The sequence below is a fragment of the Paenibacillus sp. 22594 genome (genome assembly GCF_052044425.1).
In the GTDB taxonomy this organism is placed as follows: Bacteria; Bacillota; Bacilli; order Paenibacillales; family Paenibacillaceae; genus Paenibacillus_AQ.
Window position 1 is genome coordinate 42,925 of the sequence record NZ_JBQENA010000014.1, and the last position, 15,058, is coordinate 57,982.

Annotated in this window: 19 protein-coding genes; 8 read left to right on the top strand and 11 right to left on the bottom strand. The window is 46.6% G+C overall.

What is annotated here, in order from left to right; all coding sequences use genetic code 11:
• Window positions 1–11: 11 nt before the first annotated feature.
• The 6 genes from ACTJKB_RS28360 (at window position 12) to ACTJKB_RS28385 (ending at window position 5,117) form a co-directional block, all read left to right on the top strand.
• Window positions 12–1,283: a discoidin domain-containing protein gene (locus ACTJKB_RS28360; RefSeq protein ID WP_440837645.1), complete on the top strand. Its 1,272-nt coding sequence runs from the start codon at window positions 12–14 to the stop codon at window positions 1,281–1,283.
• A gap of 28 nt (window positions 1,284–1,311) precedes the next feature.
• Window positions 1,312–3,264 (top strand): discoidin domain-containing protein, encoded by a 1,953-nt coding sequence (locus tag ACTJKB_RS28365; RefSeq protein WP_440837646.1) that lies wholly within the window; start codon window positions 1,312–1,314, stop codon window positions 3,262–3,264.
• A gap of 94 nt (window positions 3,265–3,358) precedes the next feature.
• Window positions 3,359–3,751, top strand: a complete 393-nt coding sequence (locus ACTJKB_RS28370; RefSeq protein ID WP_074111898.1) for a hypothetical protein — start codon at window positions 3,359–3,361, stop codon at window positions 3,749–3,751.
• Window positions 3,741–4,073, top strand: a complete 333-nt coding sequence (locus tag ACTJKB_RS28375) for a hypothetical protein (RefSeq protein ID WP_074083714.1) — start codon at window positions 3,741–3,743, stop codon at window positions 4,071–4,073. The genes ACTJKB_RS28370 and ACTJKB_RS28375 overlap by 11 nt, the downstream gene beginning before the upstream one ends.
• A 1-nt stretch (window position 4,074) precedes the next feature.
• Window positions 4,075–4,812 carry a peptidoglycan recognition protein family protein gene (locus ACTJKB_RS28380; RefSeq protein WP_440837647.1) on the top strand — a complete coding sequence of 246 codons (738 nt, stop codon included), beginning with the start codon at window positions 4,075–4,077 and terminating at the stop codon, window positions 4,810–4,812.
• Window positions 4,813–4,841: 29 nt separating this feature from the next.
• The gene (locus ACTJKB_RS28385; RefSeq protein ID WP_440837648.1) at window positions 4,842–5,117 is read left to right on the top strand and encodes a hypothetical protein; all 276 of its coding nucleotides are present in this window, start codon (window positions 4,842–4,844) and stop codon (window positions 5,115–5,117) included.
• 74 nt (window positions 5,118–5,191) lie between these two features.
• On the opposite strand, the gene ACTJKB_RS28390 is transcribed toward ACTJKB_RS28385, so the two are convergent.
• From ACTJKB_RS28390 to ACTJKB_RS28420, 7 genes are all read right to left on the bottom strand, one after another.
• Window positions 5,192–6,013 (bottom strand): sigma-70 family RNA polymerase sigma factor, encoded by an 822-nt coding sequence (locus ACTJKB_RS28390; RefSeq protein WP_440837649.1) that lies wholly within the window; start codon window positions 6,011–6,013, stop codon window positions 5,192–5,194.
• Window positions 6,014–6,144: 131 nt separating this feature from the next.
• Window positions 6,145–6,540, bottom strand: coding sequence for a hypothetical protein (locus tag ACTJKB_RS28395; RefSeq protein WP_440837650.1), 396 nt, complete (start codon window positions 6,538–6,540; stop codon window positions 6,145–6,147).
• Window positions 6,537–6,752 carry a hypothetical protein gene (locus ACTJKB_RS28400; RefSeq protein ID WP_440837651.1) on the bottom strand — a complete coding sequence of 72 codons (216 nt, stop codon included), beginning with the start codon at window positions 6,750–6,752 and terminating at the stop codon, window positions 6,537–6,539. Before ACTJKB_RS28400 ends, ACTJKB_RS28395 begins: the two co-directional genes overlap by 4 nt.
• Window positions 6,753–6,897: 145 nt before the next feature.
• A complete protein-coding gene (locus ACTJKB_RS28405) occupies window positions 6,898–7,443 on the bottom strand; it encodes a sigma-70 family RNA polymerase sigma factor (protein ID WP_440837652.1) in 546 nt (181 codons plus the stop codon).
• A 246-nt stretch (window positions 7,444–7,689) separates the two neighbouring features.
• Complete coding sequence (locus ACTJKB_RS28410) at window positions 7,690–7,887, bottom strand: hypothetical protein (protein WP_440837653.1); 198 nt, start codon at window positions 7,885–7,887, stop codon at window positions 7,690–7,692.
• A gap of 242 nt (window positions 7,888–8,129) precedes the next feature.
• Window positions 8,130–8,393 carry a hypothetical protein gene (locus ACTJKB_RS28415; RefSeq protein WP_440837654.1) on the bottom strand — a complete coding sequence of 88 codons (264 nt, stop codon included), beginning with the start codon at window positions 8,391–8,393 and terminating at the stop codon, window positions 8,130–8,132.
• A gap of 119 nt (window positions 8,394–8,512) precedes the next feature.
• Window positions 8,513–8,782, bottom strand: a complete 270-nt coding sequence (locus tag ACTJKB_RS28420) for a hypothetical protein (RefSeq protein ID WP_074083723.1) — start codon at window positions 8,780–8,782, stop codon at window positions 8,513–8,515.
• 636 nt (window positions 8,783–9,418) lie between these two features.
• On the opposite strand from ACTJKB_RS28420, the gene ACTJKB_RS28425 reads away from it, so the two are divergent.
• Window positions 9,419–9,796, top strand: coding sequence for a hypothetical protein (locus ACTJKB_RS28425; protein WP_440837655.1), 378 nt, complete (start codon window positions 9,419–9,421; stop codon window positions 9,794–9,796).
• 200 nt (window positions 9,797–9,996) lie between these two features.
• Here the strand turns inward: ACTJKB_RS28425 and ACTJKB_RS28430 are convergent, their stop codons facing one another.
• The 4 genes from ACTJKB_RS28430 to ACTJKB_RS28445 all read right to left on the bottom strand — a co-directional run bounded on the left by ACTJKB_RS28430 (window position 9,997) and on the right by ACTJKB_RS28445 (window position 13,120).
• Window positions 9,997–10,566, bottom strand: coding sequence for a YdeI/OmpD-associated family protein (locus ACTJKB_RS28430; protein WP_440837656.1), 570 nt, complete (start codon window positions 10,564–10,566; stop codon window positions 9,997–9,999).
• A gap of 29 nt (window positions 10,567–10,595) precedes the next feature.
• A complete protein-coding gene (locus tag ACTJKB_RS28435; RefSeq protein ID WP_440837657.1) occupies window positions 10,596–11,141 on the bottom strand; it encodes a DinB family protein in 546 nt (181 codons plus the stop codon).
• 82 nt (window positions 11,142–11,223) lie between these two features.
• The gene (locus tag ACTJKB_RS28440) at window positions 11,224–12,141 is read right to left on the bottom strand and encodes a helix-turn-helix transcriptional regulator (RefSeq protein WP_440837658.1); all 918 of its coding nucleotides are present in this window, start codon (window positions 12,139–12,141) and stop codon (window positions 11,224–11,226) included.
• A gap of 64 nt (window positions 12,142–12,205) precedes the next feature.
• Window positions 12,206–13,120, bottom strand: coding sequence for an AraC family transcriptional regulator (locus ACTJKB_RS28445; protein WP_440837659.1), 915 nt, complete (start codon window positions 13,118–13,120; stop codon window positions 12,206–12,208).
• 163 nt (window positions 13,121–13,283) lie between these two features.
• Between ACTJKB_RS28445 and ACTJKB_RS28450 the strand changes: the two genes are divergently transcribed.
• A complete protein-coding gene (locus tag ACTJKB_RS28450) occupies window positions 13,284–14,681 on the top strand; it encodes an MATE family efflux transporter (RefSeq protein ID WP_440837660.1) in 1,398 nt (465 codons plus the stop codon).
• The last annotated feature ends 377 nt before the right edge of the window (window positions 14,682–15,058 follow it).

Below are 15,058 nucleotides of genomic sequence, written 5' to 3' on the forward strand. Positions count from 1 at the left end.
GCTTTATTCATATGTTTTTTACTGAGACAGTACCTCTTATTCAACTGTACGACAAGCTAATTGAAAAGCTGAAGAGTATTGGTTGGGTTGAACGGCAGCATAGTATAAATGCTATACCGAGAATGACAGCAAATACGGCTCCGTCACCTCTGGTCGCTAGTGCCAGTTCTGAGCAGAATAGTGCGTACTATGCGTTCAACGGATCAGGAGGACAGGGTTCAGGGTGGATGGCTGTTAGTACTGCAACTCTTCCTCAGTGGCTGCGGCTGGACTTGGGAAGTTCTGGAGCAAGACCGTATGCTTCATATGGACTTTTCGCTTTGCCGAGCAATCTTAATGCTGCTCCTAAAAACTGGACACTGGAAGGGAGTAACGACAACAGTAGCTGGACAGTGCTCGACACACAGGCTAACCAGCTAAACTGGTCGATGGGTGAGCGCCGAGTATTTAAAATAGCGGCCCCTGCGTCTTATCGCTACTATCGAATCAATATTACAGCGATTAATTCTACCACCACCTCATCCCCGGCGATTGGTAGCTTAGAGTTCTACGAGTCTGATGCTGTCTCCCTGGCATCAGGTAACTACATCACGGTGCTAAGCTCACCTGGTGAAAGCGGGCAGGACTTGGTAAGCATTTATCTGCATCCCCAAAATATCAAAGACCCAAATGGAAACTTCTTTAATATCGCGGCTATTGAGGGGTATAATCCGAACGGAAGCTACCTGAATGTGTCACCTTGTCCTTATTACACTGCAAATACCACCACCCCAACGGCGAATCCGACAAGCATCCCTGTGACCTATTATCTGGAGGCTAATCTGGACCGCATCATCTTAGCCACGGTGATGGACTTCTCGGCCAATTACCCCGGAACTAATGCGGTGTATATAGGGTTTATCAAGCGCTATTCTGCAGACCAAGGAAACGACTCTGTTGCACTTGCTTTAGGGTCTTACAATCCCGCTGGCGCTAATAAAGTTAAGCTTCTGCGAAATAATGCGAACACCTACAATTTTAACTATGATGTTCGAACCATCCCTAACAACTTCAGTCCTTCAGTATGGGGAGATCAAATCTTTGTATCTCCTTGCTTCCTTGAAGGAGATATGGAGGGGATTCGTGGCGAACTGGATGGAGTATACACCTGTCGAACAGAGAACCTTATCAACGAGGATGAGATCGTTGTTGGTAGCGTTACTTACAAGGTGATCTATCTCTCCGCTCTAAGCACTAACTTCCTTCCATACCCTACAATGCTAATGAAACTGCCCACCCCCTAATGGTAGGCATTAAGGCAGGTGAAGCATAGTGAAACATAATTTTCGGTACGAAAATAACTACCTATTCGAAAATCCTAGCGGGACGGATATACTGAATGGAAGTCTTCAGCTCGGTTTCGAGGGATATACTAAAATTAATCTGGGCGGCGGAGCCGGGGGAATACAAGGACAACCTGTGTATACAGCCCCTAACGGGGTAGCAGTAACCTGCTCTGCAGGCCCGCATGCTTCTCCTGACTACAGCATAAAAAACCTGTTTGACGGATGTAAACATGCTGGATTATTAAGCGCGGGCACCATGTGGATGACGTATACCTTGGATGCAACCTTAACCTTTGATTTTAATATGCTAGGGTCAGTCCCAATAAACCGGATTGTACTCTACCCTCATGCCCTTTCGAACCAGTATCTTAAGTACAGAATCTTATCTTCTTCTAATGGTGTCGACTGGGTTGAACAGGTTGGAAATATTAGCACAACAGGAGGAAAGCAGGGGCAAGCTTATGTTCACGAGGTGGAGATCAATAAGCGATATCTGCGGTTTCAGTTTATTGGACTTAATGCAGTGATTTCACTTTATGAAATTGAACTCTACTCGGGGCCAAATACATTAAGTGATGGATTGTCAGGCGGTTCGGGGGGGCAAGGGGCACTGCTTGTTTATACCGCACCTAATGGCGTAATTGTCACCTCCTCTGTACGGAGTATGGGGAGTGCAACAGATTATTGTCTAGCAAATTTATTTAATGATGCAGCTCCGATGGATGGGGGCGCAAATCAAAACCACTGGTTGACAACCTCCGCGGGGAATCAAACGCTCACTTTTAACTTCGGTACACCATCAAATTTTAAAGGGGTACGGGTCGTCCCGCGTTGCCGTGATCAGGCTTCTTCCAACTATCGTATATCGGTATCAGACGATGGGATTAGTTATACGGAAATTGTTCCCTGGGTCGTGACAACATCGGACAAGCAGACTCCTTACGGGGCAGTCAATGAGCACCTAATTCCCATTACCTCTCAGTATGTTCAGTTCGAATTAACCCAAAACGCCTCCTACGGCGTCTTACTGGGAAAAGTCAGCTTTATTAAGCCGTCTCCTCCGTATCGAACGGATAGCGGCTTTTACGTAACTACTTCTGACAATTTCCAGTATAATACCATCCCCGCAGTGATTAGCAAAATCAATCCAGTTCAGCTTGAGCCGGTCGGGACAACTATTCGGTATTTAGTAAGCACGGATAACCGGTCGACCTGGGCAACCTTTGATGGTCAGGATTGGGTAACCGTAGGGCTTGCTACGATCCACACTTCGGGGATGACGGCAGCTCGTCTACGAGCTGTCAAGGTGAGTGACTGGTCTAAGATCACTCGTAATAAGAAGGTCGATCTTGCTATTGGCCTGAGGTCAACTAACTCTAGTCTGACTCCAGTGGTTATGAGCATTCAAGCTACCTCCCGGTCATTAGGGAAAAATACTATGGGTACATTACTGGGACGAATTAAGAAATTCGTACACCGTGGAATCTCTCTTTCCTTGACGGACTCAAGCCTTTATGAGCCCTGCAAGCCTAGAGCTGCAGGGAGTGTACCTACATCGCCCCGTACTACAAAAATAAAACCTCTTATCCATCGGGGAGCTTCTTTTTCCTTAGGACAGGATTCAGCAGTAACCTATATACAGAATGTAGTTCGCCCTTCGGCGGTTTCTCCTGTAGTGCCTATACGGTCAGGGGTTCTCCGAAAATATGTGCATACAGGTACCTGTTTTGTTATCTTTGAATACATCGCAGATACCATCCCATGTAACCGTGTGTTTAACGGGCATCATTTCTCCGTAGGTTTGGAAAATGAAACGATCACCCCCAGGGTCCTCCCGGAGGAATGGCATCCTCTTGATTTGTACGTCAAAATTGAGGAGAAGCAAGTTCGTCCGTACAGGCAAGTGCAACAATATTGGGAGCGGTATCCTCAAAAATGAAGCAGCCCCCGTTTGGGGCTGTTTTTTTGGTATGAGAGCAATCCGCCCAATCGGCCTATCCTAATCATACTAGAAGATCAAAGGAGTGGAGCCGTTGCATAAGCAGCTCAGGAAGTTCATTCACCGGTGTAAGCCTGTAGAGTCATCTCTGGCGTTCATAGCAGGCTTTTGGGGGCTACTGTTACTCACCCCGCTAGACACTTTTGGTGCCGGTGCTGACTACACCAAATTCTTAAAAACTCTGCCCGAAAATACATGGGGATGGATCATGGTGATCCTCTCCCTGGCAACCGTGGCGGGTATGCTCGGTCGGTATTACCACATCAGGAGAGCTGCGCTCTTGGCGTCAACTTTTATATGGTTCTTCATCAGCTCTCTGCTGTTTGCAGGGAATCAAGCATCTACCGGGTGGGGGGCTTACTTGAATTATGCATTATTATCTTCATGGGCTTACGTGAAAGTGGGGGAGCAAAGGCATGGACGTTAATGCGCTAGTAGCCCTGGCGGGCGTGCTTGTTACAGCGCTCGGCAGCGTCGCTGTGACGAAGTTCAATAACCGGAAGGATCTCACGCTCAGCGACCGCCAGCAGCTCTCCCAGGAGCAGAAGCAGATTCGGGATGAACTGAGAGAAGAGATTAAGTCTCTGCGAGATGAGATGAAGATTTGGCGTGACCGCAGTCTGCACCTGGAGGACGAATTGCGGAACTGGAAAGAGAAATATACCACGCTCGAGCTCGATTATATCAAGGCGACTGCCAGAATTGAAGAACTGGAGAAACGTCTGAACCAACGCGAAGGAGGTGATTAATTTGTTAACGATCCAGCATCAGCGAATACCGGTCAATCCATTCTCACGTCCAGGTAAAAAGCTTGTGGCCAAGCGGGGCATCGTCATGCATTACACGGCTGATCCTGGTGCTTCTGCGCAGGCTATCGGCAAGTATTTTACCAGTCTGAAGGATCAGAATCCGGATGACGGAACAGGTGACCGTTACGCCAGTGCGCATATTCAGATCGACCGGTCAACGATTGTCCAATCCCTGCCTTTTGATGAGATGGGCTACCATTGTGGCAGCAAGCAGCCTTACCTTCCGGAAGCTCTTTCAAAGCTTGGCTCGTACCCGAATAATTCCACAGTAGGTATTGAGATGTGTATTGAAGCAGACGGATTGATCCATGAAGATACCTTCAACAATGCCGTGGACATGGTAGTGTATCTCATTCAGCATGAGGGTTTCCCTGAAGTGATTTTTACCCATAAAGAGGTTGTCGGCTGGAAGGATTGTCCACTCCCGTGGGTCAAGAACCCGAGTGAATTTGAACGCTTTAAGCAGGAAGTGCACAGTCAGCTGAATTCACAAGAGGAGGAAGAAGATTTGAACTTGTCAGCGAACCAATGGACGATACTCACTACTCAGCTCAAAGAGCTTTATGATAAAAAACTCATCACGGATTCTACCTGGATCGACAAGGCGGCCGTAAAGAAACTTACGGTTTCCGAGCTGTTATTCATCAATACCGCTATTCTAAACCGGGGTATCAAGTAAAAAGCTTTCTATAGAAGGAGGGATAAGACATGAACGTAATCACTTTAATGGCGCTAGTGGCCTTTTTATCCGAAGCCTTAACTGAGATTCTGAAACAGGCTTTTCCGATTCAAGACAAACAAACCTATCTGCTGTCCATTGTTATCGGTGTGATTCTGGCCTTTGTTTTCGAGGTGGATTTATTCAATCTTACTGGGCCCGGGCACTATGTATCTATTGTTCTGTGCGGTATTCTTGCCTCACGAGGCTCCAACTATATCAACGGATTGTTAAAACATATAGGGATTATCACAGGCAGGTCATAGGGTTGCTGCAATAAAAGCGAAAAACCGAGCAGAAGTTCTCTCGGTTTTTTTGCTTTGGACCACAGTATACTCAGTTATTTCTTATGTTCTTGTCTACTGCCCGAAGAGGAGCGGTCAATGTAGTTATTCAACACTTCCAGGGAGTCCAGGTCGAGAAGAGTTACGCTTAATTTAGAATCCAACAGCAGCTCCGCTACTTTTTTCATAATTCTCCCGGCCCGCATTTGTGAAATGTTTTCCTTTTCTGCTGTCTGGGTCTGATTTAAGCCAGCGACACGATGCTGAAGGACCCGCAGCTCCAACTCGGAAAGATGCTCTTGAATAGAGGCGACTATGTCTTTGACATAACTGCTGTCGGTAGCCTCTTCTTCTGTATTGTCGCTGCTGGTGAGAAAGTCCATATAAGTAGGATCTGAGTCTATGCTGGAGCGATCAGTTACCTTTTCCTGCAAATACTTCACTCTCGATCCAATAAGCATCGCTTTTTTGATCTGTTCCTCTGGTTTCTTCAGATTTTTGGCCAGAAGCTCCACAGATTCCTCTTCGGAACCGTTACCAGTTCGGATGTTAATCTGATTCATTAATTCATGGGCGGTTCGGGTAGGACGGATAATCGGGGCGTTGTCGCGGAGGTAGCAGCGGACTTCGCGAACGATAGAGGGTACTGCGTAAGAGGAGAATTTCACTCCCCGTCCGGTGTCAAAAGCCAGGATTGCCTTAATAAAACCCAGGCGGCCGAGTTGAACAATATCGTCTTTTTCCACGCAGTAGTTCTGAACAAGCTTTTCGGGCTTCCCGATGTATTTGTGTACGCTGTGCCAGATTAAGGTTTCATGAAGGATTAAAAGATCACCCAGAAAGCCTGAATCTCTTTTGGCAAGGTCAATATTAGACATACTAGTTAACGAGTAAAAGTTCTTATCACATTCTAAGTTATTGCGTATATGTTCGGGGTAGCTGCTCAAGTGGGGACACCTCATATAATATGAATAATTTCCTGGAAGGCGGTATTTGAGGGGGGATTATTCTAAACTTCGTTCTGCAGATTTGAGAGAGTGTAGGCCTGCCCGGTGTGATCTTCTTTGTTATCAATGGCTTGATTCGCCAGGTGCTCTGCAAGAATATTGTCGAACTCTTCTTTAGTGATGATTTGAATTTCTAACTCTTCTTTGGAGAGTACCCATCCTGCACCGTCTGTCATAAGCAGATTGATAAATACAAGAGGATCACTCATGAATTCTCCGTTCAAGTAGTCGAATGAGATGACAGCCTTCTCGTAACCGGCGATCTGACCTGTAAACCAGGCATTTACAGATTCTCCGTCCGGTCCTGTGTGCGTATTCTGAGGCACAGAAATATACTTGCCAACTAGGGAGATTACCTCTTCTTCTGTTATGGTCTGATTGTAAATTTGTCTGCTCATACAAGTTCATTCCTTTCATCTGGATGGTGCTCATTTTGCAGCTCCCGCAGTCTTCGGGTGATCGAGCCGGCTGGAGTGGCCTGAATCAAATCCCTTGGCTGCTTCAATTCATCGAACATTACCCAGTAAGCATGCAGGAGCTCGTTCTCTCTTTCGATCAGTGAAGGCATGAGCGATACAAGCAGCTTGACGTTTTCCTTAATGGTTCTCATAACAACCTCCTATCAAATAAAAAATCCCTTCCAATCACTATATACGTGACGAAGGGATGTGAATTTAGGGAGAATATAAAGTAATTACAAGGTCCAGGGGGAAATAAAAAAAAGGCCCCGGATAGGGCGCAATTAAGCAAATGAATTAAATGACTACAGCACACTTTGCTGTGATGCGGCTCCAAATTTGGGACATCCGTCCACGGCTAATGTCGAATACCTGTGCAATTTCTTTGAATTCATATCCCGATATACGAAGACGGAACATCTCTTTCTCGCGTTCTGTCAGTCCCAGATGATCCATAATATCCATCATCAGCTCTGCATTCTCATAACCGAGATCCTTTGCTCCTGCCTCGTAGGTTACTTGTGTATCGTCGACACCTTCGAATATAGCCAAGGGAATAGCATTGACTACCTGTAAGTTGGACTTTGCTCCAGCCTTTTTCAGACAATCCCGGATAGCACTCGTTACGATGCGGTCAAGGTAAGTCGATACTTTTGACTTGCTGCTATCATATTTAGGGAGATACCGGTAGACTTTAATTAGCGCTTCCTGCACAACATCCTCACCATCAGTCCCCGCAAGGCGCATTCCATGTACTCGCTTTTCCACTTTCTCCTTGCTTTTTTGAAAAAAAACATCCATCTCTCCCAGCGCGTAAAGCTCGTCCAGTGTTTCAGTCCCCATGTATATCTACTTCCTCCCAAGTTGATCACTTGTTAATTCAATATCAATATCTATTGAAATTAGGTATAACGTAGCAATAAAGCTGTTCGTATACCTATTATATTATACGAACGGATGTTCGTATATGAAACTATAGTCATGCTTTTTTGTCCTTGATTAACTAAATATACCACTTGCTAAATGTCGATAGCTGTCGCAAAATGCTGTATTTTTACAAGATTGAGCATTATTCATAATCCATACATCTTATTGTAAGGAAGGAAGCCGGAAAATGCTAAATCCAACCATATCCTCCACCTGTTTGTAGTCAAGCTGTTCACTCCTGATTCTGTTCATAGCTTCGTCAATAATACGCTCTATTGGGCTCGTGGTAGTTGAAAATTCAAAAACGATAATCTCTGTTCCGTCGATTGTGTAGGTTACCCGATATGTCTGAAGGCTCATATCCCACCTCCAAAGAAGTTAAGCTGTTTTGCTTGCGTAATCGTGTATTCTGGATTTTGGGTCACTGAGTAATTCCTCCTGATTCGCGGATTCTTATTTGTACCGCTTCCTGTTGTTTTATACGCGAGGTACTGGACGGAATTTAGGGGAGGGATGATTCGGATTAGGAAAAGTTGAGCTGTATGCGGAAGAATGAAGCCAAGTTGAAGCATTTGAGGGGGAAGTAGTGTGGGAATTGGGGGTTAGCTTAAGGGGATACTGTTCTCTTCATCAATTATTTCATTCATTTCTGCCTGCGTAACATGTATGGCTGCAAATTCACTGCAAACCCTTTGGATTGCCTCAAAAAATGTATAGTTTTGCAGAAGGTCTTCGGCATTTAACCCTGCAGCCTGCAGTGTTTCCATCACTTCGTCAAGATCTGAGTCACTTGTCAAAGTTTGTACGGTTTCGATCATCTCTTGAATTGTAGCCATGAGTAAAAGGGCTCGTCTTGCTGGGTTCATTCATTCTCCTCCTTTAATGTAACGCGTTGAATTTAGGAGCGGATCAATTTGGGCATCTCAGTATATCTACATAATGATCATTTGGCAAGTAAACAATTGGACAAATCAAAAGGCCACGATTAGGTGGCCCTGACTTCACTTATGATAGAATTCACCAAATCCTCGTTCATGACTTTCTGTGCTTCAATTAAGACTGCTAAAATTTTCACCTTGTCGCCATAGATCGTAAGCAGAATTTTATTGATATGCTCCGAACTTAATCTACCCGCTTTGGCCATGGAAATTAAAGTGACGACAACAATGTCACCCTCAGCTTCACCAGAATGGACCCGGCGTTGTAGTTCATTAGCGATGGCTGTTACCTGGGTTTCACTCATCAAATTGTCCATTTTAGCAAATCCCCTCGCTATTTATAACTTCTTGTAGGTTCGGCTTTTCAGATGGATTAATATCCACCTCCGATGAAATAATATTCAAGTTACAAGGATCTTCTCGTAATGAAATCGTCTCCTTCCAACATAGTATCATACATCTTCTCTAAATTTTACTCTTGTCTTACTGGTTAATTATTGTAATTATTAGCTCTCGGGGTTTGATTGAAAGATTATTACGAAATTCGGAAAATACTCATAGTAGTATATTTATATAAGAAGGCGGGGAGGGAAGGAGAGGTGATTAACTGAAGCATTACGAGGCAAGATTATATATGTATATATTATAATTTTAATTCATACAAAAGTATTGGTAGCGCGTTTAGAGTTTAAAATTATAAGAACAATGGGCTTGTCCTGGAAAGTTGAGCGGGCGGCTCTTTTTTTGTGACCATATATGCCTAAAGATTCTCTCCGTCATAATTTATGCAAATAAAGGAGCGGGAAAAACGAAAAACATGCTTAATGCAAATTTGGATCTTTTACAGCAAATGCGAAAAATTGTATAGTAATTCCCTGTATTGCGAATGTATGTTCGCATGTTATAGTGTAATTACCTAATTATTATGACTACAGCACTTGGAGGTGCGCACCTTGCCTTATGAATATTTTCCAGTATGTAGCGTATGCGGAGCTGTGGATGAATACGTTGCAAAAACGTCCCAAAAAGACGAAAATGGTAATCATTTCATTCAGACGCTATGTTCTGTATGCGGTCATCCGATCTCAATAGTTGAAGCACAATACCGTTCAGAGAGACAGCTCCAATATTACCCAGTAAAAGAGCGTTCAGAAAATTTCTTTCGTGAATTATCCGGTGATGCTTTGATCAAAGAAGCCTTTTTTTTAGAGAGCTTATATTTAGAATGGATGAGGCTTGAAGAAACACAAGGGAAAGTTGATCGGCGGCTAGTTTTAGCTAGAACCTTCTGTCTTAAAGAACTCCGGCGGCGACTTATTAGCCCTGAATAACATAGATTCAGAATAACGGGGAGAACCTGAAATTCTTCAACTATGTGATCATTGGAATTGATGAACATTGCTTTTCTTGCTCAGTGGTTGCAATGATTGCGAGTATTTACAGACTACGTAGGAATTACAGGCTATTACCCGATTGTACCGGGTAATGGCCTGTTGTTGTATAGAGTCAGAAGATCTCTATTAATGGCCTCTTAATAATCTAGAAGGCGTCCATTGTCATGCCAATGACCGTACATCTTATTTTCTCTAGTGTTTGATATCAATTTTTCTAATCTGCTCTTGAATACATCTGGCTGATTTTTATGGCTTTGTATCGTGTCGCTCCGAACTCTTTGGTAAAGAGCCGGAAATGCCAAGAAATGCTCATATACTTGTCTTTCCTCTTGTAACCTTTGTTCTATGACCCTATCTATTGTAAAAGATTCGTAATCCATATCAGGAAGCGCCTTTCTTCCTTCGTCTGTCATGAATCCCAACTTTTCGAGGCGGCGGACACGTTCTTTGTTCAATTCAGTCCATCCACTTCGTTTGCTTCTGGGAGACAGTCTCTGCGCCAGCTCTGATTCAGATATTTTCTTTTTGACCCCATCAATCCATCCAAAACACAGGGATTCTTCGACCGCATCCAAATAGAGCAGCGTATCCGGGTGTGGTGTCATACTCACTACGACCCAGCAAGATTTTTCAGTCTTGGAGTTTTCCTGCAGCCAAACCCTGAGGGCCTCTCTCGAAACTGCTGTGATTAAATTTTCGATTTCCATATAAAGACAAACTCCTTTCTGGCAGAGCGTCAGTCTGAGGATTCCAAGCGTCTCTCCGCCAGAACTGAATCATCATCGGGTTCCTGATACCAAAAAAGGGCATAGTCGTTCATCGTGGATGCGTGACCCAGTTGACGCAGCATTGTAGAAATATTGCCCCTGTGATAGGTTCCGTGATTAACCAGGTGCAGCACTATTTCGGACAGGCGTGTCTGGCGGATTCTGGCGAACGGATTGTCAAGCAGAATGGTTTGCTCCAAATCCGGTTGGTTTCGGAACCATTCTCTGTATTGTTCTGATAGCTGGGTAAATAGCTGGGAGTATTCGTCTACAGAATGTAGGAGGTTCTTATTAAGCGGTAGGGTTGCCTGCAGCGCCTCTGGCATACCCGTGCCAGTAACAACCAGATACCACATTGTATCTACCGCATAAATGTGACTGAGGGCATGAGCGACGGTGGGGAACGAGCTGTTCACTTCCTGACTCAGCACAGAGGATGGGAGTTCCTTGATCCTCCCCAGGATCGTCTGGTTGGCCCAGGTGTGGTAATTCAACATTTGTAGCAGATGATTCATTTGCAACGTCTCCTTTGGACTTATCATGAATTTGATTTGGTTTCTGTTGTAATCATAAAAAAAGAAGTTTGACAACAGAGTGTCATACTTCTTCATAATGTTTGAGTGTATTTTGAAGCTGCTCTTTTATAATGGCTCGTAGTAGAGGGGGTTCTAGGACTTCGGCACCGCTGCCAAAACTCAGCAGAAGGGTCCAAAGCCATCGTGCGCTCAATGGTTTGTAAACTGGAATTCGCATCGTCATACTCCCATCGGCATGGAATTGCTTATGGACCTGATGAAACTGATCCATCGCTTCCGCCAACGCCTCCGGCCCTACCCGGACCACTACATCCTCAAGCTGATCTTGCTTATCCTTGTTTGAACAAGCAGTCACTTCCGGCACCTCATGATGCGGTTCAAATGATTCCTGTGTCAGACGCAAATTCATCAACCGGGACAGCCGGAACTCCCGGTAATCCCCCCGGGTCCGGCAAAATCCATAAACGTACCAATTACGATATTTAAAATGAAGCCGCAGCGGCTCCATATCGCGGGTAGTACGCTCATTCTCCGCATTGATATATTCAAAGCGGACGATATTACGCTTCGCAATGGCTGTACGTAAATGAGGAAGTACATCGGGCTCCGTCCGGAGGGTTTCAAGGTCCACTGCCAGGCTTGTGGTCAGATGCTCCGGTCCGATCGTCTGAAGTCGTTCGATGGTCCCCTGCGTACGCTCATCTTCAAATACGGAAGAAAGGCTTCTGAGCACGGTAATCAGGGAATTGACATCATAAGAACCGAGCAGGCTTTTATCCATTTTGTATCCGTTCATCATGCCATAACCGCCTTTAGTCCCCTGATAGGATACGACCGGGAAGCCGGCAGCACAGATCACATCGATATCCCGGTAGATGGTTCTTTGGGAAACCTGGAACTCATCGGCCAGCATGGAGGCAGACAAAACTTCGTGATTCAGCAGCTTATAGATTATAGAGATCAATCGCTCCAATTTCATAGATATCCCCGCCTGTTAGTCCGTTTCGTATTACTGCCCGTTATTATATCACAGTATAAAGAAGTCAAGAGAAGCGCTGACGGTATTGGCGCGGGGAAATGCCCTCCAGCTTCATGAAGCTGGAGCTGAAATAAGGAGCCTGGTTGAAGCCGACCTCTTCGGCAATCCGCGCAATAGGGAAGCTGGTCTGCATCAGCAGCAGCTTGCTCTGCTCAATGCGGTAGCGGAGCAGATACTCTATGGGGGAGTAACCGTACTCTCTGTTCATGCAGCGGGCGATGTAGACCGGATGGAAGTTAAGGCTCTCCCCGAGCCTTGCAGTCGTGATTTCCTCACGGTAGTGGGCCCGCAGGAAGGAGGCGGCCTGTTCAGCACAGGCAGTGGACTGGGAACCGGAGCGGCCCTGCTCTATGGAAGCCGCGAGCTGCTGGAGGATTTCCTGAAAGAGGATTTGCTGCCTGAAGCGGACGGAGGTCAGATGGGCATTGCTTTTGAGCATCTCCAGCTGGAGCAGCAGCTCCTCTATTCTGGCAGGCTGGAGCAAGGTGATGTGCTGGGAGAGGCGCAGGCTGAACGGACCGATCCCGAAGTACGCTGCGGGAAGCGGCTCGGCAGATACACTGGCTTCAACAACTGGATCAATCATGGCTCCACCGGCTTCATACAAAACAGAGGAAGATGCACTGTCCACACTCCAGCTGCCGGACGTTTGGAAATGCAGCCAATAATAGGCTGTATCTTCACGGCAGCCCTCACTTCCATAGTGATGGCAATCCGGCCGCAGGATTAGTGCCTCGCCTGCGTTCACTGTAAAGCTTCGGTCTTCCTCGCCGATGTAGAGGCAGCCCTGGCGGACGATCAGCAGATCGAACACCTGAATGTGCTGGCGGTTTGGATGAAGATAGCCAGTCTGGAATTGATTCAGCCCGCTGATAATGTAATGAGGCAAAGGCGGGACGGAAAATTGTAAGATATCCATGGCGTTTTCCTCTCTATTGAAGGTTTGGATATTGAAAGTTTAGGTTTCGTATGTGGTACATTTTTCAGAGTATATCACCTATAATTTAGTTCTGACAAGATGAATTGTATCGATGTGGGCGCAGGACTCGAGTAAGGGCGTGCACCGGAGGAGGGTTGATTTCGTGAAAGCTATAACCGGGAAAGCCGGTCTGTGGATGCTGGCCTGGCCGATCTTCATCGAGATATTTCTGCAGACGCTGCTGGGAACGGTGGACACGATTATGGTCAGCCGGATTTCGGATGACGCGGTTGCGGTTGTAGGGATTTCCAATCAGCTGTTCGGTGCATTGACCACGCTCTTCACCACCTTGGCTGGAGGGGCGGGAATACTGATTGCGCAGCGTCTGGGTTCGGGGCGGTCAGAGGAAGCGCGTACGATAGCTATTATGGGAGTAACGTCCAGCAGTATCCTGGGCTTCGGAGTTAGCCTGCTGATGTTCCTGTACTCGGACCCCACGGCCAGACTGCTGCATATCTCCGAAGAGCTGCTGCCGCTCGCGCATGTCTATCTCACCTATGTCGGGGGCGGATTGTTCATGGTCGGGATGACCGTTGCGCTGGGTTCAGCGATCCGCAATACCGGAAATACCCGTGGTCCGATGTATACGGGAGTGGCGGTGAATATCATTCATATTGCCCTGAACTATCTGCTGATCTTTGGAGTGTTCGGGCTGCCGGAGCTGGGCCTGGCCGGGATCGCGGTGTCCAATATGATCAGCCGGCTGCTGGGTGTCTTCATTCTGCTGTATCTGTTCAACCGGTCCTTTGAACGTACGGTCCGGCTGCGGGATTTCCAGATCTTCAACCGGAGGCTGTTCGGGGAGATCGTCCGTATCAGCTGGCCGCTGGGCCTCAATTCTTCATCATGGGTACTGTCACAGCTGGTGATCTATTCGTTTATGGCGATACTCGGGGCAAAAGAGCTGGCAGCCCGCACCTATCTGAATACGCTGGAATCCTTCTGCTTCACGTTGGGTTATGCCGTAGCGATGGCTGGACAGATTCAGCTTGCGCATCTCTTCGGCGCCCGGCAGATGCAAGAGGTCTATAAAGGGGCTTACCGCACGCTCTATATCGGGTTGGTTATTGTCGGTGCCAACGTGCTGCTGCTGTTTGTGTTCGGGAGAACGCTGCTGGGATTTTTCACAGACGATGAGGCGATTATCTCGATAGGGGTATCCCTGCTGGCCCTGAATCTGCTGCTTCAGCCCTGCAAAATGCTGAACATGGCCATGGGTAATTCGCTCAATGCGATTGGAGATACCCGCTATACTATGTATGTCTCCATCTGCTCTATGTCGCTCATCGGCGTGGGCTGCTCTTACTTCCTCGGGATCAGTGCCGGCTGGGGTCTGACAGGCATTTACTGCTGTATGATTGCCGATGAGGCGGCAAGAGGGCTGCTGGTGCTGCGGCGCTGGCGGAAGCGGAAGGTGCTGAGTGAGGCAGAACGGCGAATGGATGAGGAAACACCGGGGCTGGCGGCGAAACGGGGCAGGGCTCTTTTCGTGGAATCTTAGATTAGTTATGCATATGGTCTTCTATATAATGCTCCGTGGCTGTCCTGATACAGGGGAGTTTACGGGGCTTTTTGCCGTTCAACCTTTGTTTACTCCACAGAAGTCAGAAATGTTCACTAGGCGATAGTCCACAATATACAGGAATACCCTTAAGCTGCACTATTCACCCTGTAAGGTGTCTTCTATACTCAAAACATACATTGGACGGTGCCGCTGAACACAGCTTCAGGCGTCCAAGCGGGGGAGCAGGCATATGCTGCCGCAAATTATTTTATAGGGGTATAGGAGGGTGAAGGCTTTGAGATACCGCAAACGCAAGAGTGGAATACCACTCGCCATTGAGCTTCCTATTAAGGGGGCGGGGCTGCCGTCCGAGA